Below are 24,242 nucleotides of genomic sequence, written 5' to 3'. Positions count from 1 at the left end.
TTGGAATTCCGCCTTAAGGCTCGGAACTCCGGCTTGACGACGGGGCGCCCATCACGTATTTCGACCCTGTGACGGCGGGCGCTTCGGCGCCCGTCACTTTCTGGATTGCGGGAGTAGCTCAGTTGGTTAGAGCGCCGCCCTGTCACGGCGGAGGCCGCGGGTTCAAGTCCCGTCTCTCGCGCCAATCCGTCAAAAAAATCAGTGTATTACCGAACGACAACGGTCTCCATCTGAGCGCGCTGGGCATTTCGGTGGGCAATTAAGACCCAAATATCGCTCGTTAGACAGCCATCCATGGCTTCAATTATTGGCGCCCAAAAGCTGCGCGATAAATCGAGCTAACTGAGTAGGCAAGAATTCGCTGCTGATCGCCGCAGATTTGAGTGAAACAGCCTACGCTTGCGTCCTCAGATAGCGGAGAGATTTGCCGCTCTATCCAATGAGCCCAATGGGGCCTTAATTCAGCGAATAAGAACGTATGTTTTTGTGCAGGCCATTAGAGGCAAAGAGCGGATGGCCCGGTTCTCGTTGGTTTGGAGACTGACTGGAGACTGTGGGGCGGAGCTTGCTCCCGTAATCGCTGAGCATAGTATGCGCACCGCGCACGCATGAGACCCCCAGTCTTAAATTAAGCGAGCCGCGGCGCCCTCGTTGATGCGATCATGGGGCGATAATAATTGCCACGCCGCCGTCAGTTTTGGTGCGCGAAGAGGACACAAAATGCGGTTTTGTCCGAACGCCTATGCACTCCTTGTGGAGGCTAACCGAAGCAAGCGATGACAATGCGGAGAGCAATAGCTTCGTCATCGCGTCCTCCTTGGGAAACACCGACTTCCAGTCCTGCTTCATGTCGACGATCGTCCATCCCTTGGCCGTCGCTTCGTCCAGAGCCTTGTCGAGCCGGCCGACTTTAGACGCGCGGTCATAGGCCCACTCGCGTTCAGCATCGGTGTGGTGCACGAGAAGGCAAAGCCGTGCACCGGGAGGGCTGCAGGTCCATTCGAGCATCTGAAGGTCGCCTTCGGAATTGCCAAAGGCTGCTCTATGGGCCGGCGACCGATGTGGCGCTGAATGCCGACGGGCTTGCCTTCCTTGTCGTCGTTCAACACGAGTTCCGGCGTCTTCATGATAATCAGCAATCCGTCGCGCATCTCGAACTTGAGACCGCCGGTGCTCCCAATGACCTGCTCGGGGGGGATGCCATAGACGCGCTCGGTCCATGGCCGCATGAACTCGATGCCCCCGCCCGAGACAATAAACGTCTTGAAGCCATTTGCTCGAAGATAGGCCAGCAACTCGAGCATAGGCTGATAGACCATCTCGGTGTAGAGTCGCTCAGTCGTCGGATGCCGCGCCGTCGCGATCCAGTTGCTGACGGTCGCCGCAAACTTGTCGGTGCTCATCCCCGCGTGCGTGTCCGCGATCAGCTCGGCGATGCCGGACTCGCCTGCGGCGGCAAGTCCCTTCGCATCGCCTTTAAGCAGCGAGGCAAATGGCTCCTTGTTGGTCCATTCGGGATGCTGCGGCGCGAGTGCTTTGACCCGATCGACAACGAACAGCCCTTCGACGTACATCGGCTGCTCGGCCCACAGCGTTCCGTCGTTGTCGAAAACGGCGACGCGTTGCGCATCGGGCACGAAGTCCGCGCCGCCGTTCTTCGTCACCCTGACGACGAAGTCGATGATAGCCTGCTTTGTGGCGCCTTCGTTCCAGGACGGAAGCGGGTCGTCCCCCGCGATGGCTTGGCAGTAGTTGGCAATGGCGAATGCCAAAATGGCTGCTAGCCGAATAACGGGCGGCGATGGAATCCGCATATCGATCTCCGTGCATTTTTGGTGGAGGGGCGCAATGCGCCTTTCCACCAAGGCATGCGGTGCGCCGCGCTATTCCTGCGGAATCTTAGAATCGACGTCTTTGTGCATCTGATCCATCAAGCCCTGAACCGTGAAGCTTGCCGGATGCTGGCTGGGCGGATATTCGCGATAACTTTCAAGATATTTTGCGACCGCGCCTTGGGCGCCATAAACAATGTAGGCATGGTCCATCACCCAATCCCAATAGGTATTGGATGTGATGTCGGCACGCTCGAAGGGATCCGCGTGCAAGTCATACATCTTGGTCAAGCGCAGTTTCGTGAATGGCTCGCCCCAGATTAGAAGGGTGCCCGGCTGCCGCTGTTCCTCGAAAACGGCCTTCCAATTTTCGAGCCGGAAAGCGACGAGATCGCCATCGTCATTGAAATAGACGAAGTTGTTGCGCGCGGACTTCTCCTGTTGTCCGGTGAGATAAGGGAGCTGATTAAAGCCATCGAGATGCACCTTGAAATTCTTCCCGGCGGCTTCGTAGCCCGTGAGGAGTTTTTGGGTGACGTCCGGGTCGCCGGCCGCCGCCAACAGTGTGGGGCACCAATCAAGATGAGCGACGATCTCGTGTGACACCTGACCCGGCTTGATCTTGCCCGGCCACCGGATCATGAACGGAACGCGAAAAGCGCCTTCCCAATTGGTATTCTTCTCGCTACGGAACCACGTCATACCGCCGTCCGGCCAAGTGTTCATGTGAACACCATTGTCCGTCCCGTAGATAACGATCGTATTATCGGCGATTCCGAGTTCGTCGAGCTTCTTCAATAGAAGACCGACGTGATTATCGTGCTCGATCATGCCGTCGGCATATTCAGTGCGTGCTGTGAAACCTGGCTTATCCCTGTGAGAAGCCTTCACATGAGTGCGAAGATGCATGCGCGTGGCGTTCCACCAGCAGAAAAATGGTTTGCCGGCTTTCGCTTGCCGCTCGAGGTATTCCATTGCGGCCGCCGATGTCTCATCGTCGATCGTCTCCATCCGCTTTCTCGTCAGCGGACCCGTATCCTCGATTGTTTGCTTCCCGACCCGTCCCCATCGCGGATGGTCGGTTGGATCATCGGCGTCCGTTGCCTTACATTTGAGGACACCCCGCGGACCGAAGGTATCCTTGAAATTCTGATCTTTCGGATAATTGAAATTTTCCGGCTCTTCCTCGGCATTCAGGTGATAGAGATTTCCGAAGAATTCGTCGAAGCCATGCACCGTTGGCAGATATTCGTTTCGATCTCCCAGGTGGTTCTTCCCGAACTGACCTGTGGCGTATCCGAGCGGTTTCAGATACTCCGCGATTGTCCCGTCACGCGCTTGCAGGCCGACTTTGACGCCTGGAACACCGACCTTTGAAAGTCCCGTTCTTAAGGTTGCCTGCCCTGTGATGAATGCGGACCTGCCAGCCGTGCAGCTCTGCTCGGCGTAGTAGTCAAGAAACATCATTCCATCTTTGGCAATGCTGTCGATGTTCGGGGTCTGATAACCCATAAGGCCGTGCGAATAGCAACTGACGTTGGCAAGCCCGATATCATCGCCCCAGAGAACGAGGATATTCGGCTTGCCGCCAGCGCTCGGAGAAGGCGCGGGCGATGCAGGTGCTTTTTCTTGCGCGGTAGCCGAACCGCTGCCCGTTGCGGCGAGCGTGAGCAGGGAGGCCCCGCTCATCAGCAGGTTTCGACGATTGAACGGAAGCACGTCTTTGGAGTCAGAGTCGTTTGAGGAATCCATTACACAATCCTTTCTTCGCTCAACTCCCTCGTTTGTTTATCTGCTCCGCCCCGTGTAATTTTCCTGAAGCGTTATCTTCTTCTTCCGCGATGCCCGCCGGCGCGACGGTGCCCAGCGGGCTTAACGTGACGCGTTGGCCGAGCCACGTAGCGGCCACCTTTCTTCACAAACGATTTGGCCGCTCCACCTCCGCGACTATGACCGGAGCGGCCCGTTACCTTTTTGTCTTTTGAGAAATTCCTCGCGTTATGGCGGAGCTGTGCGCCGTGATCGAATAACTTGTTGGCGCCCGGCAGGTCACCATCGTGCAGCCGCTTCTGGATGTCGGCACGATTGAAGTTCTTGTCGCCACGCGGAACTCTCCCTCGATGTTTCGGATCGTGCTTCCAAACGTTATTGGTGACGTTCCGGCGGTTGGCATCGATCCGGTTCCAACGGTTGGCATCAATGTCGATGCGCCGATTGTGCCAGTCCCAGTGGTTCCAGCCCCAAATGCCACCGGCGATAGCAATGCCTGCCGCGCCCCAGAAAAATCCGTCGCTGAAGACCGCTCCCGGATAACCCCAATAATATGGCGGATAATCCGGATACCACCACGGTCCATAAACTACGGATGGCTCGTAAACCGGGACGTAGACGGTATCGGGATCGGCCGGGCGGATGACGTATGCGCCGTCATCCTGAGTTACGGTCTGCTGCGAATTGCTTTTTAAGTGTCCGCTCGAGTCCGCTTTCGATCGGAGAAACTGCACCTCATTCATTACGTCGTCCTGCTGGGCAAGAAACGCATCCCCGACCTTCTGCGTCCAATCGAGTTGGTCGCTCATCATCTTCAAGACATCCGGAAATTGCACGAGCGCCTTGATGCTCGGATCCCAATTCTTTGATTTGAGCGCGTTGGTGAGCGCATCGCCTTGAAGATTGGCGTTCTCAGGCGCGCTTCGCCAGCGTTGCGCCTCCACCACGTCGAGGGGATACGTCGCAGCCATGAGCACGTTGGACAGAAGATCGTCAGGATAAAGCGCGATCGGCGCCAGCATCTGGTCGAGCTGCTGCTTTGTAAACTTTTCGTCGGCTGCCTGCGATGGCGCGGCACCGATGGCAGCGACGATCAGCAACATCAAGAAAGACACGACAAATGTTTTCATCGATACCCCAAAATAAATAAATATCAGCTTTCAGCACGTGTTCGGACGACGCAGCGAAATCCAACATGACTTGTCGATGTATCGACCGGTTCGGCGTGGCGCGCCGCCGGTCTGTAGCGCCGGCAATAATTCGGCGCGCAGAGATGAGATCCTCCTTTGAGGACCTTGCGGGGGATCTGGATCTTAGGCTGACAGGGATCCAGGCTTTGATCCTCGCGAGGCCCGCGGGGATTCTTTGGGATGCAGCAAGCTTTTTGTGCGTCCGCCAGGTGCTTCGGCGCATACCAGTCCGACGTCCATTCCCAGACGTTGCCGATCATGTCGCGGATGCCGTAGCCGTTTGGTGGAAATGCCTTGACCGGAGAGGTGCGCTCGTAGCCATCGAGCTTCAGGTTCTCGCGTGGGAAAATGCCTTGCCAGGTGTTGGCCTTGTACTGGCCACCGGGCGTCAACTCATCACCCCAGGCGAATTCGGCTCCATCGATGCCGCCGCGCGCGGCGAATTCCCATTCCGCCTCCGTCGGCAGCTCTTTTCCAGCCCACGCCGCGTAGGCCTCCGCATCGCAATAGGCAACGTGCACCACAGGATGATCGTCGAGACCCTTGATCCAACTGCCTCTCCCGTAAGGGCGTCGCCAATTCGCACCGAAGCGGAACTCCCACCACTGTCTCCAATTCCGGAGGTCGATTTCGCCCGTCGGCGGATTGAAGACGAGCGATCCGGCCTTCAGCATGTGCGGTAGCGCACCGGGATAGTCGCTCGCTTTTGGCGTCTGTTCGGCAAAAGTAACGTAATTTGTCTCATCTACGAACCGCCGGAACTCGGCGTTCGTCACCGGCGTCTCGTCGATCCAGAACGAATCGACGCTGACACGATGTGCGGGCGCCTCCTCGGGATAGTGATGATCCGATCCCATGCGGAATGTCCCGCCCGGCACGAACACCATGCCGTTGGGCGCTTGGATTGCCTTACCGCCGCTATGCTCCAGAACTTCAAGGTCGCGCGGAAAAGGATTTTGGCTCATTGCCTAATCCTCCAAATGCAGGTCGATGAGCAGCGCAGATCAGCTTCGTGAGGCGACGGCGCATAAAAATTCAATAGCGATTGGAATGATAAATGGGAGGCAAGGGCACCCTCGCGCCAGCTTGCCACTGGTCTTTTCTTGACGCGCACTAGCATCGCCGAACTCGCGCTGGCATGCGTAGCAACCCACCCGTCCGTCGGGGACAGGGCGCTTGCAGACCTTCTTAGTCAATTGAATTCGTCGTTGCGCCGCGAAACTTATGCGCGGCTGGTAAAAAATATACGTTCAAAAACGAATCGTTGCCGATCCCAGGGTCGAATTGCCTTCGAAGCGTTTGTCGGCGTTGAACTCCTGATAACTGCGCGCGCTCAGCACCACGGGCGTTTTCCCAACGAGTGTCGTATAAGTCAGGCCACCTCCGATAGCGTCGACCGAGCCTTCGAGCGGTCCGAGCCTTGCGCCAGCGCCCGAATCTCCCGTCAGCTGACGATAATCATAGCCGACAACACCGATCATCAATCCAGTGCATATCTCGCGTCCAACCGCCCATTCAAAGTGAAAGTCTGTCCCGCTGTTGTAGTCGGTCGTAGTGTTCTCGAAATTGAACGTGACGCCTGCTGTCCCGTTGAATTGTAGCTTAGACGTTTTTTCCGTCCACGTGAAAGACCAGCCCGTGTCGATCCCGGGACGATGCAATCCAATGTCGGGCTCGAAGCCAACGTCGTAACGTCCGCTCGGAGCGACGACCTGAACATAGGCCAAATGCGCAAACTCGCCGCTTTGCCAACCGAGTTGAGCGCGTGTTGTAATGTCGCCCAATCCCCAACCGCTCGTTTCCCGCTCGACGCCAGGGCCTGGCGGAATCGAGACATTGGCCGCGAGGTCGATATGGCCGGTGGGAATTGTAACGGAGAGACCGGGGCGTCCGCCGAACACTGTCCATTCGGGAACATAAAGACCGTTTACTGCGGCCTGAAAGAACTCGACGTGCGCACCGGCCGCAAGCGTGACATTTCCCAGCGTCACGGTATTGCCGACCTTGGCATCGTAAAAGGCAAAGATTGTCGTCACATAAGTGCCCGGAGGGGGTGCCGCACCGGCGCCGAACGCAGAGCCGCCAAGACCGTAGGAGGAAAATCCGAACTCGTCGGCGCGCGCCGGCGACATGCTGCAAAGCAGCAGCGATAGCTGGACAAAGCTTAGCAATTTAATGCGCATTTCCGAGACCTCTCCGCCCGAGAAAAACGCAACGCTTGCCGCAACCATACTCCGAAAGCCGTCGAAGCGCTGTATCCCCTACGTCACAGTGATGATTGCAGTCGGAGCAGCGACACGGAGTGGAGGTTCGCTTCATGCCCATGGCGTCGAGTGGCCGATGTCCGTTTTGGGCGGTTTAACGGTCAACGTATCTCAGGCCAGGATCGACACCAATTCAACCTCCCCTGATGTCGGCTATCTCGGCAGATCGGCTATCGGCTTAGAAGCCACTGGCAAAACGGTTCGGATGAAATTTGTACGAAATCTCTGAGCCAACTCCGACAGCAGCTTCGCCGAGAAAGCTGCCATCCTCGTAGAATTCCGATGCATCGTTCGACGTCAGTGGCTGCGTGTCGGCTGTTAGCCGGTGAGCGGACGTAGGCAGCCCTGCTCTGCAGGGTAAATTTCACCATGCGGACGATTGGCTTCCCCAGCAGAATTTTTATGCCGCCTTTATTTATCCGCCGCATTTCCCAATCGAGATTTGATGCCCCGGTCATCATGTTCCGTCCGCTCGTCAACGTAAGGAGCGGATCAAATGCTCGATCTTGTCTTTGTCATCCTCGGTCTCGGCGGCTTCGGGCTGATGGCCGGTTACGCTGTGCTCTGCGACCGTCTGTGAGGCACGCATGAGCGACCCAATTATCGGCTTCGTGGTGGCCATCGGGCTCGGCGCCTACCTTGTCTACACCCTGCTTCATCCCGAAAAATTCTAGGAGGCTCCAGGAGGGCCGATCCTCATGGCATTCACCGGTTGGCTTCAGGTCGCGCTATTGCTCGGCGCGGTTCTGGCTGCGGCTTGGCCGCTCGGCATCTATATGGGCCGCGTGTTCGTAGGCGAGCGCACGCTGCTTTCGCCGTTGATCGCGCCTGTCGAGCGCAGGCTCTACGCAACTGCGCATATTCGTCCTGAAATCGAGCAAGGTTGGCTCCGTTACACCTTTTCGATGCTCGCCTTGAATGGTCTGGGGTTCGCGCTTCTCTATGCGCTCATGCGGTTACAGGCAGCGCTTCCTCTCAATCCGCAAGGATTTACTGCGGTCGCTCCCGATCTCGCCTTCAACACGGCGGTAAGCTTCGTCAGCAACACCAACTGGCAGGCTTACGGCGGCGAGACGACCATGAGCAATCTCGTTCAGATGGCGGGCCTCGCCGTGCAGAACTTTCTCTCCGCAGCTACCGGCATTGCACTTGCGATCGCGGTCGCGAGATCATTTGCCAGAAGTGGTGCCAGGACGATCGGAAATTTCTGGGTCGACGTCACGCGCGCGACGCTTTACGTGCTGCTGCCGCTCTCTGTCGTGGTTGCGATCGGCTTCCTCGTCACCGGAGTACCGCAGACGCTCGTGGCCAATGTCGAGGCAACTACGCTCGAAGGCGCCAAGCAGACGATTGCCCTCGGGCCGGTCGCGAGCCAGGAGGCCATCAAACAGCTCGGAACCAACGGCGGCGGCTTCTTCAACGCCAACTCCGCTCACCCATTCGAGAACCCGAATGCTTGGTCCAATCTACTTTCGATCTGGAGCATGCTGCTGATATCGACCACGCTGACGTTCACATTTGGCCGCATGGTTGGCGACAGACGCCAGGGCTTCGCGCTGCTTGCTGTGATGGGTGCGTTTTTGATTGCGGGTGTCTGCGTCGTCTACGCGGCGGAGATGTCGGGCAACCCGTTGCTGACGGCCGCTGGCGTCGATCCGTCGTCGGGCAATCTTGAAGGCAAGGAAATCCGCTTCGGCCAGGCGCTGACTGCTCTCTATGTGGTCGCGACGACGGGCCTCTCGTGCGGCGCTGTCAATGCCATGCACGGATCGCTGACGCCGCTCGGCGGTCTGGTGCCGCTGTTCATGATCGAACTCGGTGAGATCCTTCCTGGCGGCGTCGGTTCCGGCCTCTATGGCATCCTGGTCATGGCCGTGCTGACGGTCTTTATCGCCGGGTTGATGGTGGGTCGCACGCCCGAATACCTCGGCAAGAAGATCGAGGCGCGCGAGATGAAGCTCGCTGTCTTGGCTCTGATCGTACTGCCGCTCTTCGTTCTCGGCTTCGCGGCTGTGGCGGCCATGCTTCCCGCCGCCCTGTCAAGCCTCGCAAACGGCGGTCCGCACGGGCTTACCGAAATCCTCTATGCATATTCGTCCGCAGCCGGGAACAACGGCTCGGCCTTCGCGGGGCTCAATGCGAACACGCCCTGGTTCAATACCACACTTGGCTTGTCGATGTTGTTCGGACGCTTCGCATACGTGGTGCCCGTCATGGCGATGGCAGGATCGATTGCCGCCAAGACGAAGACAGCTCAGTCGGCGGGCACGTTCCCGACCCACGGCATGTTGTTCATGGGCCTGTTGGCCGCCGTGATCCTGATCCTCGGAGGACTGCAATATTTCCCGGCTCTCGCGCTTGGTCCGATCGTCGAGCACTTCCTAATGTTGGCCGGTAAGACGTTCTAAGGAGGCATACATGAGCAAAAGCTCAACCATGAACCTGCTGGACGGGCCGATCCTCGGCCGGGCCGCGATTGACGCCGTACGAAAGCTTGCGCCGCAGAAGCTCGTCCGCAATCCCGTAATGTTCGTTACCGGTGTTGTGGCGGCGCTCGTCACCCTGATCTTTTTCCGTGACACTGCGACCGGGCAGGCCGGCGTCGGCTTTACCGGCCAGATCGCCGCGTGGCTGTGGTTCACGGTCTTGTTCGCGAACTTCGCGGAAGCTGTTGCCGAGGGTCGCGGTAAAGCTCAGGCCGACGCGCTCCGGCGCACCCGCAGCGACACAATGGCGAAGGTTCTGCTGCACCCCGACGATTCCAAGGACGATCTGTGGGAGAGGCGACCCGCTCACGACCTCAGGGAAGGGGACGTCGTGCTGGTCGAAGCAGGAGACACAATCCCCACCGACGGGGAAGTGGTCGAAGGCATCGCATCGGTGAACGAATCTGCGATCACTGGCGAGTCTGCTCCGGTGATCCGCGAATCCGGTGGCGATCGTTCTGCTGTGACCGGGGGCACCTTGGTGCTCTCGGACTGGATCAAAGTGCGTGTGACAGCGGCGCAAGGCTCCTCGTTCCTCGACCGCATGATTGCTCTCGTCGAGGGCGCCGAGCGGCAGAAGACGCCGAACGAACTTGCCCTTTCGATCCTGCTCTCGGGCATGACGCTGATCCTGCTCATCACCGTGGTGACGCTCTGGGGCATCGCCGGCTATTCCGGCACAGTCGTCTCGGTGACGGTGCTCGTCGCGCTGCTCGTCACGCTGATCCCAACCACAATCGGCGGTTTGCTTTCCGCCATCGGCATCGCAGGCATGGATCGCCTGGTGCGCTTCAATGTGGTGGCGACATCGGGTCGTGCCGTGGAGGCCGCGGGCGACGTCGATACGCTGCTCCTCGACAAAACCGGCACCATCACCTACGGCAATCGTCTCGCCGCGGCGTTCCTCCCCGTGCCGGGCCGAACAGAGCGGGATGTGGCGGAGGCGGCATTCCTTGCCTCGCTTGTTGACGAGACTCCGGAAGGCCGTTCGATCATAGCGCTCGCAAGGGGCAATTTCGGCCTGCCCGGCAACGTCGGAACGACACCGACCAAAACAGTCCCATTCTCCGCACAGACCCGCATTTCCGGGGTGGACATCGACGGGCGCAGCATCCGCAAGGGTGCCGTCGATGCTATCGTGGCGCTGACCGGTCGTTCGATCGAGCAGACGTCGCAGGCGTTCCGCGAGGCCGTGGGGGCGATCGCGCGCACCGGCGGTACGCCGCTCGCGGTATCGGAAGGTTCGGAGCTTGTTGGCGTGATCCACCTCAAGGACGTGGTAAAGCCGGATATCAAAACCCGATTTGCCGCGCTCCGGCGGATGGGCATCAAGACGGTGATGGTGACTGGCGACAACCCCGTGACCGCCGCAGCGATTGCCTCAGAAGCGGGCGTCGACGACTACATCGCCGAAGCGACGCCGCAGGACAAGCTTGCCTACATCAAGTCGGAACAGGCGCGGGGTCGATTGATCGCGATGTGCGGCGACGGCACCAATGATGCGCCTGCGCTGGCCCAGGCCGATGTCGGTGTTGCGATGCAGACCGGGACGCAGGCCGCGCGCGAAGCCGGCAACATGGTCGACCTCGACAGCGATCCGACCAAGCTCATCGAAATCACTGAGATCGGCAAGCAGCTTCTGATGACGCGCGGCTCGCTGACGACGTTCTCGATCGCCAACGACGTCGCCAAATATTTCGCGATTATCCCGGCGCTGTTCGTCGCCACTTATCCCGAACTCGGCGCGATGAACATTATGCACCTCGCGACGCCGCAGAGCGCCATCCTGTCCGCCATCATCTTCAATGCGCTCATCATTGTCGCGCTAATACCTTTTGCGCTGAAAGGAGTGTCCTACCGTCCTTCCGGCGCCGCGGCTCTGCTGACCCGTAATCTCCTGATCTACGGCGCCGGCGGCATTGTTGCGCCGTTCATCGGTATCAAGCTCGTGGATCTTGCCGTCTCGGCACTCGGACTGGCTTGAGGAGGCCTTTTCGTCATGCTCACCTATTTTCGCCCAGCATTCGTTCTGCTCGTGATCTTCACGGTCCTGACCGGGATCGCTTACCCGCTCGCCATGACTGGTCTGGCGCAAGGCTTGTTTCCGCTCCAGGCCAACGGAAGTCTTATCGAAGTTGGCGGCGGCGTAATCGGATCCGAGTTGATCGGGCAGCGGTTTGTGTCCGATCGGTATTTCCATTCTCGCCCTTCGGCCGCCGGGGAGAAAGGCTACGACGCTGCCTCTTCATCAGGTTCAAATCTGGGACCGCTTTCCAAAACGCTTCTGGACCGAGTCAAAGGCGAGGTGGCGAAGCTTCGTCGCGATGGCGCGTCGGTCATTCCGGGCGACGCCGTGACCACGTCTGGCAGCGGCCTCGATCCCGACATTAGTCCGGCATTTGCCGAGCTTCAGGTTGCGCGTGTCGCCAAGGCCCGTGGCGTGACGGATGAGCGTGTCCGGGCACTGGTTGTCGAAAGCACTGCGCATCCAGCCATCGGCCTTATCGGCGAGCCGCGCGTTAACGTTCTTCTGCTCAATATCGCACTTGACCGTTCGTTCGGCGCGGCCTCCGGATAGGTCATGATCGAAACGACGAGTACGGGCGACAGGCGTCGACCCTCGCCCAGAGCGCTACTGAAACTTGCCGCGAAGGAAACGCGCGGCAAGCTTAAGGTATTTCTCGGCATGGCGCCGGGTGTCGGCAAGACCTATGCGATGCTATCGGCAGCGCGCGCCCTGAAGGCCGAAGGGCTCGACGTCGTCGTCGGCGTGGTTGAGACACACGGGCGCTCGGAGACGGCCGCCCTGCTCGATGGACTCGAGGTGCTCCCGCGACGCACCGTGCCGTACCGGAATCGAACGTTGATGGAGTTCGACGTCGACGCGGCCATCGCGCGGCGACCTCAACTCCTTCTTGTCGACGAGTTCGCACACACCAACGCACCGGGGCTCGTTCATCCGAAACGCTACCAGGATGTGGATGGCGCGCTGCAGGCCGGCATAGACGTATGGACCACGCTCAACATCCAGCATCTCGAGAGTCTGAATGACGTGGTCGAGCGCATTGCTGGGATCACGGTGCGCGAGACGGTACCTGACAAGGTTCTGGAGCGAGCCGACGAGATCGTCGTGGTGGACCTGCCGCCTGAAGAGCTGATCCAGCGCTTGAAGGATGGCAAGGTCTATCTGCCGGACGACGCACGTCGTGCGATCGATAAGTTCTTCCAGTTGAGCAATCTCACGGCGCTGCGCGAGTTGGCACTCCGGCGCACGGCCGATCGCGTCGACGAGCAAATGCTGTCGCAGCTACGAGAGCGCGGCATCGAAGGGCCTTGGCCGACGGCAGAACGGCTTCTTGTCTGCGTCGGCAGCGATGAATTGTCCGAGACGGTCGTGCGCGCAGCAGCTCGGATGGCGGCGGCGCTGAAGTCCGAGTGGATCGCCATTCATCTCGTCGCAAGCGACCGCGAGACAACCGATCGCACAGCTCAGAAGCGGATGGAAAAGGCGATGCGTCTGGCCGACAGGCTGGGCGCAACCACGGTGCGCCTCAATGGCAAGGATCTTCCGACTGAGGCTCTGGCCTACGCGAGACGCAACAACATCACCCAGATCGTGGTTGGCCGCTCGCAACCCGGAGTCATGAATCGCTGGCTCGGGCAGTCTTTGTCGGCAACGCTTGTGGCGGAGGCGACTGGGCTTTCCGTCACTGTGGTGGCGCCGGAGGCGCTTCCCCCTCCTCGGTCCCTCTGGCCTAAGCTGCCAAATGCGGGCGCACTCTGGACAGGCATCATCGCAGCGGCCCTGGCGGTCGCGGTCGGCGTTGTTGCCGGGAGAGCGCTCGAGCATATCACGCAGCTTTCCAATCTCTCGATGGTGTTCCTGTTCGCTGTCATCGTTTGTGCATTGAGGTTCGGCACCTTCTCAGCGGTCGTCGCGGCCGCGATGTCGTTCGTCGCCTACAACTTTTTTTTCATCGCGCCGCGCTACACGCTGACGATCGCGTCACCGCACGAGCTCTTTTCGCTCCTCATCTTTCTGGTCGTGGCGGTTGCGACGGGTGGGCTTGCCGGCCGCCTCCGCGAGCAGGCGCAGGCCACGCGAGAGCGGGCAGAAGCGACGCAGGCTCTTTATGAGTTCTCAGGAAAGCTTTCGGCAGCCCCCAAGCTCGACGACGTGCTTTGGCTGCTCGCGGCGCAATCGGCGGCTGTCGCCAAGGGCAAATCGATCATTCTTCTGGAGCGTTCAGGCGAGCTTTCCATCGGCGGCGGCTGGCCGCCCGAGGACACGCTTGGCACGGCCGATTGGGCGGCGGCGCGATGGGCGCTTAGGAAGGGCGAGCCGGCTGGCCATCTTACGGAGACAATGCCGTCGGCCGTCTACCAATTTCGCCCGTTGAACTCGTCGGGTGGCCCGGTCGGGGTGCTTGGCGTGGCGCCGGTCGACATCGATGATGCGGTGTCCTCTGCAGCCGCCAGCGCTCTACAATCCTTTGCCGATCAGGCCGCCATCGCTATCGAGCGGACCCAGCTTGTGGAGCAAGCGGAGAAGGCTTCAACCGCAGCCGAGAGCGAGCGGCTTCGGGGGGCGCTGCTGTCGTCGATCTCGCATGACCTTCGAACCCCGCTCGCCTCAATACTCGGGTCGGCTACGAGCCTGCGCCAGCTCGGCGACCGCATGGGCAAGCAGGACCGCGCCGACCTGCTGGCGACGATCGAGGAGGAGGCGACGCGCCTTTCGACCTTCGTCTCCAATCTTCTCGATATGACGCGCCTCGAAGCCGGCGCCATCGACATCCGTCGCGATTGGGTTGACGTTGGGGACGCGATACGCGGTGCCGTCGCGCGTGCTGCCAAGAGTGTTCCGGCGCGACGCACGGAAATTTCAATCGCGTCCGGCCTGCCGCTAATTCGCGGCGATGCAGCCCTGCTCGAGCTGGTACTGTTCAACCTGCTCGACAACGCCCACAAATACAGTCCACCGCAATCGGTCACGCGCGTGAACGCGGCGCTTGCGGCCGCCGGCGTGCGTATCGTCATCGCGGATGAGGGCATCGGTATCCCGCCGGATGCGCTAAATAAGGTGTTCGACAAGTTCTACCGCGTGGCGGGCGGCGACGGCCGCGCTCCCGGCACCGGGCTCGGCCTCTCGATCGCGGCGGCCGTCATCTCCGGCATGGGAGGAACTATCGTGGCGCAGAGCCCGGCACCTGGTGGTAAGGGAACCGCAATTGTGATCCAGCTTTCGGCGGGCGACCTTGCACCCGGCAACCAACCCACCAAGACCGATGTCACATGACCGGCGCACGCATCCTCATCGTCGACGACGAGCCGCAGATTCTGCGCTTTCTGAAGCCGAGTCTCACGGCTGCCGGCTATGAGGTCATCGTCGCCCTGAGCGGGGCGGAGGCGCTGAAGGCGGCGGCCACGCGGTCACCCGATGTCATTGTGCTCGACCTCGGTCTGCCCGACATGGACGGCAAGGACGTCATCCGCGAGCTTCGTAGCTGGTCCAAGACGCCAATCCTCGTGCTTTCGGCGCGCGACCGGGAATCGGAGAAGATCGATGCTCTCGATCTTGGCGCCGATGACTATGTCAACAAACCGTTCGGAATAGGCGAGCTGACAGCGCGGCTCAGAACGGCGCTGCGTCACTCCGCACAGCAAGCATCAGAACTGACACGGATCAAGACGGGAGCTATCGAAGTCGACGTGCTCGCGCACACCGTGACGTTGAACGGCACGCCTTTGAAGTTGACGCCCAAGGAGTTCGAACTGCTTGCTGTCCTGGTCCGCAACGCCGGGCGCGTGATGACCCACCGGCAGATCTTAACCGCCGTCTGGGGGCCTGCACACACCGAGGACCTTCAGTATCTTCGTGTGTTCATCGGCCAGCTCCGCCAAAAGCTTAAAGCCTCGCCCGAAGCGCCAGACCTTATCCTGACCGACCCCGGTATTGGATACCATCTACGCACAGACGAGACGTAAGAGAGCGGTTTGCGCTTCGGCCTTGGTCTGATAGAGAACCTCTGATGACTCATTGAGCGGACACTCTTTGAAGCAAAGCCCCAGCGGTGCTGTCCCTAACGCTTGCGATCACGTTTGGGCCGATGTCCGCAATTGATGCTGCGGACGGCATCCATCACCCGACGTTGTCGACGGCGCTCCCCACGTCGCCGATCTCTGCTACACTATGGCAGCGATTGGGACCGACCAACGACCGGCCCGGTTTAATGGTTCGAAGTCGCGGTGGTCAGAAAGCCGACCTCGGGCTATTGGCGCTCAGGGCCAAAAGCGGGCCAATGACCCTTTATCGATAAGTGCGCAGCACTATAGAGGTTCGTCCCATTAGCGGCCATCGACAGGCGTCGGCAGACCTCAAAGAGATCAACTCCGACTTACGCTATTGAAGGATAATCGACCGATCTGACCTTGGCTCAAATCGTCGTATCAGCCCCTTGGGCTACCTCGTCGGCCCGAACGCCGGGCATCCAGCCGCCACATGTCTATCGGTCATCAAGCCTTCGCCGGATGGCTTCAAGCTCCTCCATCCGCGCCTTCACTTCCGGCCAACGCAGCGCGCTGAGGCGCGCGATCATCGCCTCGATCAAAACCGAGATCGGCGCAAACAAATCCCAGTTCGAATTTACTGCGATCCGCAGCGCGAACACATGCTCTGCAACCGCAGACAATGGCGATAGCCACTCATCCGTGAACAAGATGATTTTCGCTCCGCGCGCCGCCGCTTCTTGTCCCATTCGGATGACGTCGTCCTGATAACGTCGAATATCGAACAACAAGTAAGTGTTCGCGGACGTGACGCCCAAGAGATGCTCGGCCCACGTCGCAGTCTGGCTGTCGATCAGCGTCACGTTCGAGCGCAACTCGCGCAGGTGAAGATAGGATTGCAGAGCAAGGCTTGACGTCAGCCGTCCGCCCAGAACCGTCACCGGCCGGCTATCGTCGGCGAGCAGGGCGATCGCGCCGTCGAATTCCGAGGGCCGTATCAGATGCATCGATGCCGCCATCGCGCTCGAGACAGATTCCCAATACTTGGCGAACGCGGCGACTTCAGCCGCGCCTTTACCGTCGGCAGCGAGGATGTCTTTCGTGAGGGGAGACCGCAGCCGCGCTTCAAGCTCATCGCGCAACCGCTGCTGAAAATCCGCATAGGCGCCGAAGCCGAGCTTGGCGATCAAGCGCAGTATCGTTGGATTGCTGACATCCGCTTGCTTGGCGAACTGCGCCACGGTCTGCAGGCCTGGCACCGGATAATTGCCGAGAAGGATGACGGCGGCTTTGCGCTCGGTGGGTGTGAGCTGATCGAGCCGCCGCCGGATCATTTCTGCGACCGTCGTATGAGGCAGGCTGGTCATTGGGCGGCGTCTCGCTGGCTCTGCGCAGGCCCCCGGCGAAGCACCACGTTCTGTGCCAAATAGTACGGCAATATCATTCTTGGTCGCTCAAATTTCTAGCAATCGACGGGTGGACGACGCCAAAGCTTTTCTAAACTGGTTCCCATTTAGCGGTAACCGATTTGGAAAATTTGGTACAGACTTCTGTTATTTATGGAACAGAATAGATCACATATTGCCAATTCTGTTCAATTTGGTACATCACTTGCAATGAGCTTGGCGGAAGGGGTCCGTGAGGGAGCCCCAAGCTGAGCAGGGGAAAGCACATGTATCCGTCTGTAGAAAGTAGCAAGGCCGCCAGCGGCGCGGCCGACGGCTCGTCGTTCGACGTGACGAAACAAAAAGACCTTCAACTTCTGAAGCCCAAAGCCGTCGGTCTCGTCGGTGTTCTCTTTCTGACGCTCACGGGCGCGGCGCCGATGACCGCGAGCCTGTTGAATATTCCAATCGTCGTCGGAAACGGAAATGGGTACGGCGCACCCGCGGCGTTTCTGATCGCGACCTTGATCCTTCTGCTGTTTTCGGTCGGCTACGCGGCGATGGCTTCGAAAGTTTCCGCCGTCGGGGGCTTCTATTCTTTCATCAGTCACGGACTGGGCCGCGAACTCGGCATGGCGTTTGGCTTCTGCGCCGTTGCCGCCTATGCGATCTTCGAACCAGCCCTCGCTGGCGGCCTCGCGTACTTCCTGAATCTGAAACTCAGCGAGCTGTTCGGCATCAACGTGCCGTGGGCGCCTCTTGCCGCCGGCATGGTCGTCTTGATCTCCATCCTGACCTACTTCGAGGTGCAGATTTCGGCCGCGCTCCTGGGCATCGCCTTGGTCGCGGAAGTTCTCATTCTGCTGTTCTTCGATATCGGTGTCTTCGCACACGCCGGTCACGGCGCCGTCGTGTCGGTATCGGCGCTGAACCCAATTGGGGCTTTCCAGGGCTTCGAGCCCGACGGCAAGCTGCTGGGTGGCGCAGCCGGCATCGGCTTGTTCTTTGCCTTCTGGTCCTGGGTCGGCTTCGAAATGGCCCCGAACTACGCGGAGGAATCGGTCAATCCGAAGAAGATCGTGCCCATTTCACTCTACGTGTCCGTCATCTGCCTCGGCGTATTCTACACCATCACGACTTGGGCGGTCGTCTCATCCTATCCCGACTTCCACTCGCTCATCGATGCCGCTCAGAACAACTCCGCCACGTTCTTCTTCGATCCGGCGACGAAACTGCTTGGACCGTGGGTGACGTCGGTCATGAGCTATCTCGTTCTGACGAGTTCGTTTGCGTGCGGCATGGCATTCCACAACACCGCGGCGCGCTATCTCTATGCCTTGGGCCGCGAAGGCGTATTCCCGAAGGCCTTGGCGCGCACGCATGTCGTCCACAAGACGCCCTATGTCGCCTCGATCGTCCAATCGGTCATTGCGCTTCTGGTGATCGCGGCCTTCGCAATCTTCATCGGCTCCGATGATCCGAAAACCGATGCCTACGCTGGCCTCTTCAGCCTCATGGCGCTGATGGGCACGATCCTCGTGCTATCCGCCCAGGCCATCGTGTCGCTTGCGGTCGTCGTTTACTTCAAAAACAATCACGCGAGCGAAGCCGGACGCTGGTCGATATTCGTCGCACCGCTCCTGGCGTTCCTGTCGCAAGCGTTCGCACTCTACCTTTGCGCGACGAACATGGAGTTTCTCGGTGGCGGGTTTGCGTTTGCGGAATGGATCATTCCACTCGACATCGCGATCTTTGTCATTGGCCTAGCCGGCGCATTCTTCATCAAGGCAACGAACCCCACCAAGTTCGAAAAGATCGGCAGGCTCATTTATCAGGGCGTACCCGATGGAATGCTCGCCTCCGCCGAACACGCGGCGAAATAGTTTATGGCCAAACGAAACTGGTGGTTCCGGCGCTCTGCGCCGGACACGCCTTGCAACAATCTCGAGTTTCAATCGAAGGGCAACACGATGACGGGCAAGCAACCCCATTTTATTGAAGACCACGGCCTGTGGAGCGAAGAGCAGAAGCGTATGGCCGCCGAACTGCTCGACAGGATCGAGCGCGAGAACATCAAATACATCCGCATCGGTTGGGGTGACCAGCACGGCATCGTGCGCGGCAAGACCGTCACGGCGGCCGAATTCCGCTCGAACCTGAAAAGCGGCAAGGACTTCCAGCTCGTCACCGCGATTTTCGACACGACCAACCATCCGATCGTCGCACCGTTCGGCGATTCAAATAAGCTCAACGTTCCCGAGATGATCGGCCTTCCCGACGGCGTTCTCGTTCCCGATCCCTCCACGTTCCACGTGCTGCCGTGGGCCCCGGATACCGGCTGGATTCTGAGCGACGCTTATCTTGCGAACGGCACGCCCTGCCCGCTATCAACTCGCCAGATCTTGCGGGGGCAACTCGAGCGCCTTGAAGAAAAGGGTCTCGAGATGGTCGTCGGCTTGGAGTTCGAATTCTATGTTTTCAAGCTGGAAGACCCGAGCCTCAAACCAGAGGAAAGCGGCTATCCGCCCGAGCCTCCGAAAGTCTCGATGATCTCCCACGGCTATCAATATCTGACGGAGAATCGCGGCGACGAGATCGATCCGGTTTTGCGTCTGCTGCAGTCCAATCTCGAAGCACTCGGCCTTCCGCTCGCAACCGTCGAGGACGAGTGGGGCCCAGGCCAGTGCGAGATCACCTTCAGCCCGATGACGGCAATGAAAGCCGCCGACAGCGCGCTTCTCTTCCGTTCGGCGGTGAAGCAGATCTGCCGCCGCAATGGCTATCACGCGACGTTCATGGCCAATCCACAGGTGCCGAATGTGTTTCCGAGTGGCTGGCACCTGCACCAATCGATCCGGCGCATCGCGGACAAGACGAACCTCTTCATGGCCGAAGGCGGCGATAGCCCGCTGTCTGCACTCGGTATGAATTACGTCGGTGGTCTTTTGCAGAACGCAACGGGCACGTCGATGATGACGACACCCACGATCAACGGCTACAAGCGCCAGCGGCCGGACGGCTTCGCGCCGTTCAAGGCCGGTTGGGCACTTGAAAACCGCGGCGCCATGATCCGCGTCATAGGCCGCCCGAACGATCCGGCCTCCCGCATCGAAAACCGCGTCGGGGAGCCGACAGCCAATCCCTATCTCTATGTCGCGTCGCAGTTGATTGCGGGACTGAATGGCATCGAGACACAGAAAGACCCCGGCAAGCCGGCCGCCGCTGCCTACCTCGCCGATGCGCCGCTTCTCCCGCGCAGCCTGATGGAGGCCATCGAAGGCTTCCGCAGCAGCGCGGTCATTAAGGACGCCGTAGGGGAGAAGTTCTGGAACTACTTCCTCATGCTTAAAGAGTATGAGGTCGCCCGCTTCCTCGCCGCGGTCACGGATTGGGAGCAGAAGGAATATTTCGAGATGTACTGAGGCGATCGCTCGCCAACGGTCAAGAACTGTCCTGCAGGAGAATGCCTTGAAGATCGCTGCTGCTCAGATACGGCCCGTTTGGCTCGACAAACGCGCTACCGTTGCGAAGGTCATCGATACGATCAAGCAAGCGGCCAAAGAGGAGATCGATCTTCTGGCATTCCCCGAGGCGTTCGTCAGCGGATATCCATTCTGGCTCTGCCGGACGGACGCCGCGGCTTTCGGCGATCCCAAGCAGTCGGTCGCTTACGCCCGCTTTCTCGATGCGTCGATGGAAGCCGACTCGCAAGAGGTGAAAGAGATCGTCGAGGCGTCTCGCGACTATCGCGTGTCCGTTTTTCTCGGTTTCAACGAGCGCGGCAGCAGCATCGGCCGCGGCACGCTTTACTGCGCGCTCCTGAAGATCGACGCCACGCAGGGATTGCTCGGCGTCCATCGCAAACTCATGCCGACGCATGACGAACGGCTCTGCTGGGGTGCTGGCGATGCGCACGAGCTTCGCACCCATCGCATCTCAGGCGTCCAGGTCGGCGGGCTGTGCTGCTGGGAAAACTGGATGCCGATGGCACGTTTTGCACTCTACTGCGGCGGCGAGGAACTGCATATCAGCCTCTGGCCGGGCAATGCCGTTGTCGCGGAAGGGATCGTCGCCGCGACCGCGCGTGAAGGACGTGTCTGGTCTCTGAGTGTTCACGGACTTCTATCCATGAGCGATATTCCCGACGACTTTCCATTCAAGGCGGAACTGATGTCGAAAGGCTATGACACGATTTTCAATGGCGGTTCGTCTCTGGTGGCGCCCGATGGAACGGTCGTCATTCCACCATCGCCCGGCGTCGAAGGATTGATTTCACACACCATCGACGTGAAGACCGTCTACGAGAATCGCCAGCTCTTCGATGTCACCGGCCACTACTATCGCCCGGATATCTTCGATCTCCGCGTTAACAGCGAACGCTTTGACGCTGCAAAACTCCGGCGCTGATCGATGGCAATGCCGAAATTAGGTTCGCCGGTCGGGAAATGAAGATTACCGTCATTCAAAATAGTGCCTACGGGAAAGCAGGCCTCGTCGAGAAATTCATCGCGGCCAAGAATTGGACGTGCCGCCGAACGATCTCATCGAAGGACATCGTGACGACGGATCTGGCTGACGTCGTCGACGACGCCGTTGTGTTCCTCGGATCGCGACGCGGCGTCTACGAAACGCACGTTCAATGGGTCGCCCGCGAGCGCGCCCTGATGAAGCGCCTTGTCGAGAATTCGGTGCCTGTATTCGGTATTTGCTTCGGCGCACAGCTCTTGGCGACTGCGCTCGGCGGAACGGTCGCGCCTATGGGACATCGCTATCGCGGCTGGATGGAAAATGCGACCGCGAGCGCGCCCCTTTGGGAGGGGCCATGGCTTCGCTGGCACGGCGATTTCATCACGTTGCCGAATGATGTGAAAGTTTTCGCGCGCGATTCCAACACAGTCCAGGCATTCGCGCACGGAAGTGCAGTCGGCGTACAGTTCCATCCCGAAGTTTCTGCTTCGGTCCTACGGGACTGGGGTGCGTATCGAAGTGCCATGAGCGAGGAGGATCGTGGCGCGCTCGACGAGGCTCTGCATTATGCGGACGCGCATGCGACGGAAATCGAGAAGCGCGCCTTCGATTTGTTCGACGGCATCTTTCGTCGCATCACGAGGTGAGAATCGAAATTTTTCTCATCTCGGCTTTGGAGGAAGAAGCGCAGTCGGCTTCCGGCTGAACAGCGGAAATGATCACACCCGCCGCTGAGGCCGAGCCATGTCTGGTCGATTAGAACCAAGTTGCAAATCGAGGGCAAGAAGAGGGATCTTGCACTCTTCAACCTGGCGATCGACAACAAACTTCGCGGCTGCGATGTTGTCGCCGTCCGCGTCGATGACGTTGCTCCAAGCGGTTACTCAATGGATCGAGCAACCGTCCGCCAGAAGAAGACGGGGCGGCCGGTTCGCTTCGAGCTGACGGATCAGACTCGACAGGCCATCGACGAATACCTGCGTCTGACGGTGCGCAAGCCGGGCCAGTTCCTTTTCGCCGGCCGTAGCGACAGAGGTGGGCTGACAACGCGGCAGTACGCGCGGTTGGTGCTGGAGTGGGTCGCTAGCATCGGTCTCGACCCAGCAAAATTTGGCACACATTCGTTACGGCGGACGAAGACGGTACTCATATACCAGCGAACAGGAAATCTCCGGACCGTCCAGCTCCTGCTCGGGCATTCCAAGATCGAAAGCATATTTTTGAATTTACGATCGTGAAAGATCGCGACCTGCTGGCGTGTTTGATCGCTGGAGGACTGCCGTCAGGCGTCAGCAGGCAATTTGGGAAGCAAATGGGAACTTCTTACGAAGTATGCAGCAGTAAACAGCGGTAAGCAGAGCGCAAGAAATCGTGCCGAAGGTAAGGCGAAATGCACCGCTTGATGATGCAGAGAGGTTTTCTGGTAATTAGCCAAACTCTTCATTTGAACTCTGTCACGGCGGAGGCCGCGGGTTCAAGTCCCGTCTCTCGTGCCATTTCCTCAAATGGCACGCAATCCATTTTCCGAGCACCAGAATCCGATCCATTCGCACTGATCGGCAGCCGGGCATTGTGGTTTTCAGCTAACCGCAAGATCGTCGGCGACACGTTAGAACGGCAACCATGCTCCGTAGCCGGAAGAGGACGGGCGGCGCTGAACGGCGCGGCTACGACCGCCGCCTTTCCGCGCCAGGTACCTCTTGGCGTCTGTGTCTCCCAAATCGGCGGCTTTCTTCAGCCATGCACGGCCTTCCGCCGTGTTCTTGGGGCCGCCTTTTCCGCGGACCAAAGCAAGCCCGTAATCGTACATGCCGATGCGATCGCCGGCTTCCGCGGCCCTTTGATACCAGCGTCGCGCCTCAGGAAGATCTTTGGGTCCGCCCAAACCGTTTTCGAGCAGATACCCGTACAGCGGCATTGCAAACGAACAACCGCCTTCTGAACCGTTCTTTGCCCAGGTACGCGCCAAAGCGTGATTGACGCGCACGCCTTGCCCGTAAGCATAGATGGTCGCGAGCATGCCCATCGCATCCGTATCGCCGCGATCGGCCGCCTTCTGAGCCCACGCGCGTGCTTCGCTCAAATCTCGCGGACCGCCCGTGCCATTGTATAACGCATTGGCGTAGTGGCTCATGCCGCGAACGAGGCCTGTTTCAGCAGCCTTTCGATACATCTCGCGCGCGCCCTGCGGATTTGCCGGGCCCCCCGTGCCAGTATCGAGATAATAGCCCATCCTGTCCAAGCCATCCGGATCGCCATGATCGGCAGCGCGCTGAAACCACGATCGTGCCGCAGCCAAATCCTGCGGCGCTCCCTCTCCGTTCTGAGATAGATATCCCATCCAATCCATCGCCGGGACGTTGCCTGCAGTCGCCGATTTTTCGAACCAGAAGCGCGCGGAGGCCAAATCTTTCGGGCCGCCGGCGCCGACGCGTTGCATCATCGCGAGATTGTACATCGCTCCCGGCAGGGCAGCGCTTTTGGCCGCTGCTTCGTACCATTTTCGCGCCCCCGGCAGATCGATCTCGCCGCCGAGACCTTTTTGCAGGATCGCGCCCAGAAGATTCATGGCATTCGCATTCCCAGCATCCGCCGCGCGCAGCAGAAGATCGCGAGCCTTCGGCAAATCTCCGCCGGCGTACGCCTCAGAGCCGGCTTCCCAAAGAGCGCTGCCATCGACCTCCGCTGTGTCCGCACGCGCTTCAAGGTGAACGCAGAAGTTCGCAAGTATCATCGCGACTGCAAAAGCGGAGATGCGCACCGATCTGTTCCTCCGCCCGCCAAGGCAAGCCATGCAATCCCTCTGAGGTGGGCGCCCGAAACGCGTGGACGATTCTGA

The 24,242-nt window shown here is 59.6% G+C and carries 17 protein-coding genes, 1 tRNA gene and 1 pseudogene; 12 read left to right on the top strand and 7 right to left on the bottom strand.

The genetic code is table 11. From position 1 onward, the window contains the following. Window positions 1-107 precede the first annotated feature (107 nt). Window positions 108-184: transfer RNA gene (locus QM780_RS09035), tRNA-Asp, on the top strand. Between the two features lie 638 nt (window positions 185-822). Here the strand turns inward: QM780_RS09035 and QM780_RS09030 are convergent. The 5 genes and pseudogenes from QM780_RS09030 to QM780_RS09010 all read right to left on the bottom strand — a co-directional run. Then, a pseudogene (locus tag QM780_RS09030) lies at window positions 823-1,814 on the bottom strand (HAD family hydrolase); the annotation flags it as partial. A 69-nt stretch (window positions 1,815-1,883) separates the two neighbouring features. Continuing rightward, a complete protein-coding gene (locus QM780_RS09025; RefSeq protein ID WP_415070140.1) occupies window positions 1,884-3,521 on the bottom strand; it encodes an arylsulfatase in 1,638 nt (545 codons plus the stop codon). Between the two features lie 134 nt (window positions 3,522-3,655). Then, window positions 3,656-4,732, bottom strand: a complete 1,077-nt coding sequence (locus tag QM780_RS09020; protein ID WP_415070139.1) for a DUF3300 domain-containing protein — start codon at window positions 4,730-4,732, stop codon at window positions 3,656-3,658. Window positions 4,733-4,755: 23 nt separating this feature from the next. After that, on the bottom strand, window positions 4,756-5,679 hold the full coding sequence (locus tag QM780_RS09015) for a formylglycine-generating enzyme family protein (protein ID WP_415071997.1): 924 nt from the start codon (window positions 5,677-5,679) through the stop codon (window positions 4,756-4,758). Window positions 5,680-6,042: 363 nt separating this feature from the next. Next, the gene (locus QM780_RS09010; RefSeq protein WP_415070138.1) at window positions 6,043-6,975 is read right to left on the bottom strand and encodes a transporter; all 933 of its coding nucleotides are present in this window, start codon (window positions 6,973-6,975) and stop codon (window positions 6,043-6,045) included. A gap of 668 nt (window positions 6,976-7,643) precedes the next feature. Between QM780_RS09010 and kdpF the strand changes: the two genes are divergently transcribed. The 6 genes from kdpF to QM780_RS08980 are packed head-to-tail and all read left to right on the top strand — an operon-like array spanning window position 7,644 to window position 15,530. Next, window positions 7,644-7,730 carry a K(+)-transporting ATPase subunit F gene (kdpF, locus tag QM780_RS09005; RefSeq protein WP_415071996.1) on the top strand — a complete coding sequence of 29 codons (87 nt, stop codon included), beginning with the start codon at window positions 7,644-7,646 and terminating at the stop codon, window positions 7,728-7,730. 24 nt (window positions 7,731-7,754) lie between these two features. Beyond that, window positions 7,755-9,464 carry a potassium-transporting ATPase subunit KdpA gene (gene kdpA / locus QM780_RS09000; RefSeq protein WP_415070137.1) on the top strand — a complete coding sequence of 570 codons (1,710 nt, stop codon included), beginning with the start codon at window positions 7,755-7,757 and terminating at the stop codon, window positions 9,462-9,464. Between the two features lie 10 nt (window positions 9,465-9,474). Next, window positions 9,475-11,526: a potassium-transporting ATPase subunit KdpB gene (gene kdpB, locus QM780_RS08995; RefSeq protein ID WP_415070136.1), complete on the top strand. Its 2,052-nt coding sequence runs from the start codon at window positions 9,475-9,477 to the stop codon at window positions 11,524-11,526. 15 nt (window positions 11,527-11,541) lie between these two features. Beyond that, the gene (gene kdpC / locus QM780_RS08990) at window positions 11,542-12,120 is read left to right on the top strand and encodes a potassium-transporting ATPase subunit KdpC (RefSeq protein WP_415070134.1); all 579 of its coding nucleotides are present in this window, start codon (window positions 11,542-11,544) and stop codon (window positions 12,118-12,120) included. A 3-nt stretch (window positions 12,121-12,123) separates the two neighbouring features. Further along, a complete protein-coding gene (locus QM780_RS08985; protein WP_415070133.1) occupies window positions 12,124-14,841 on the top strand; it encodes a DUF4118 domain-containing protein in 2,718 nt (905 codons plus the stop codon). Next, complete coding sequence (locus QM780_RS08980) at window positions 14,838-15,530, top strand: response regulator (RefSeq protein WP_415070132.1); 693 nt, start codon at window positions 14,838-14,840, stop codon at window positions 15,528-15,530. Before QM780_RS08985 ends, QM780_RS08980 begins: the two co-directional genes overlap by 4 nt. A gap of 518 nt (window positions 15,531-16,048) precedes the next feature. Here the strand turns inward: QM780_RS08980 and QM780_RS08975 are convergent. Continuing rightward, window positions 16,049-16,918, bottom strand: a complete 870-nt coding sequence (locus QM780_RS08975) for a MurR/RpiR family transcriptional regulator (RefSeq protein ID WP_415070131.1) — start codon at window positions 16,916-16,918, stop codon at window positions 16,049-16,051. Window positions 16,919-17,223: 305 nt separating this feature from the next. Between QM780_RS08975 and QM780_RS08970 the strand changes: the two genes are divergently transcribed. The 5 genes from QM780_RS08970 to QM780_RS08950 all read left to right on the top strand — a co-directional run bounded on the left by QM780_RS08970 (window position 17,224) and on the right by QM780_RS08950 (window position 22,641). After that, complete coding sequence (locus QM780_RS08970; protein WP_415070130.1) at window positions 17,224-18,819, top strand: APC family permease; 1,596 nt, start codon at window positions 17,224-17,226, stop codon at window positions 18,817-18,819. Between the two features lie 3 nt (window positions 18,820-18,822). Next, complete coding sequence (locus QM780_RS08965; protein WP_415070129.1) at window positions 18,823-20,358, top strand: glutamine synthetase family protein; 1,536 nt, start codon at window positions 18,823-18,825, stop codon at window positions 20,356-20,358. 46 nt (window positions 20,359-20,404) lie between these two features. After that, the gene (locus QM780_RS08960) at window positions 20,405-21,343 is read left to right on the top strand and encodes a carbon-nitrogen hydrolase family protein (RefSeq protein WP_415070128.1); all 939 of its coding nucleotides are present in this window, start codon (window positions 20,405-20,407) and stop codon (window positions 21,341-21,343) included. A gap of 38 nt (window positions 21,344-21,381) precedes the next feature. Beyond that, window positions 21,382-22,050 (top strand): type 1 glutamine amidotransferase, encoded by a 669-nt coding sequence (locus QM780_RS08955; RefSeq protein ID WP_415070127.1) that lies wholly within the window; start codon window positions 21,382-21,384, stop codon window positions 22,048-22,050. 120 nt (window positions 22,051-22,170) lie between these two features. Further along, window positions 22,171-22,641 (top strand): tyrosine-type recombinase/integrase, encoded by a 471-nt coding sequence (locus tag QM780_RS08950; protein ID WP_415070126.1) that lies wholly within the window; start codon window positions 22,171-22,173, stop codon window positions 22,639-22,641. Between the two features lie 371 nt (window positions 22,642-23,012). Here the strand turns inward: QM780_RS08950 and QM780_RS08945 are convergent, their stop codons facing one another. Further along, complete coding sequence (locus QM780_RS08945) at window positions 23,013-24,164, bottom strand: hypothetical protein (protein ID WP_415070125.1); 1,152 nt, start codon at window positions 24,162-24,164, stop codon at window positions 23,013-23,015. Window positions 24,165-24,242 lie beyond the last annotated feature (78 nt).

Origin of the sequence: Hyphomicrobium sp. (genome assembly GCF_047600905.1) — a bacterium.
Lineage (GTDB): Bacteria > Pseudomonadota > Alphaproteobacteria > Rhizobiales > Hyphomicrobiaceae > Hyphomicrobium_B.
The sequence above is the reverse complement of the archived record's forward strand: the minus strand, read 5'-3'. Positions and strand labels throughout refer to the sequence as shown.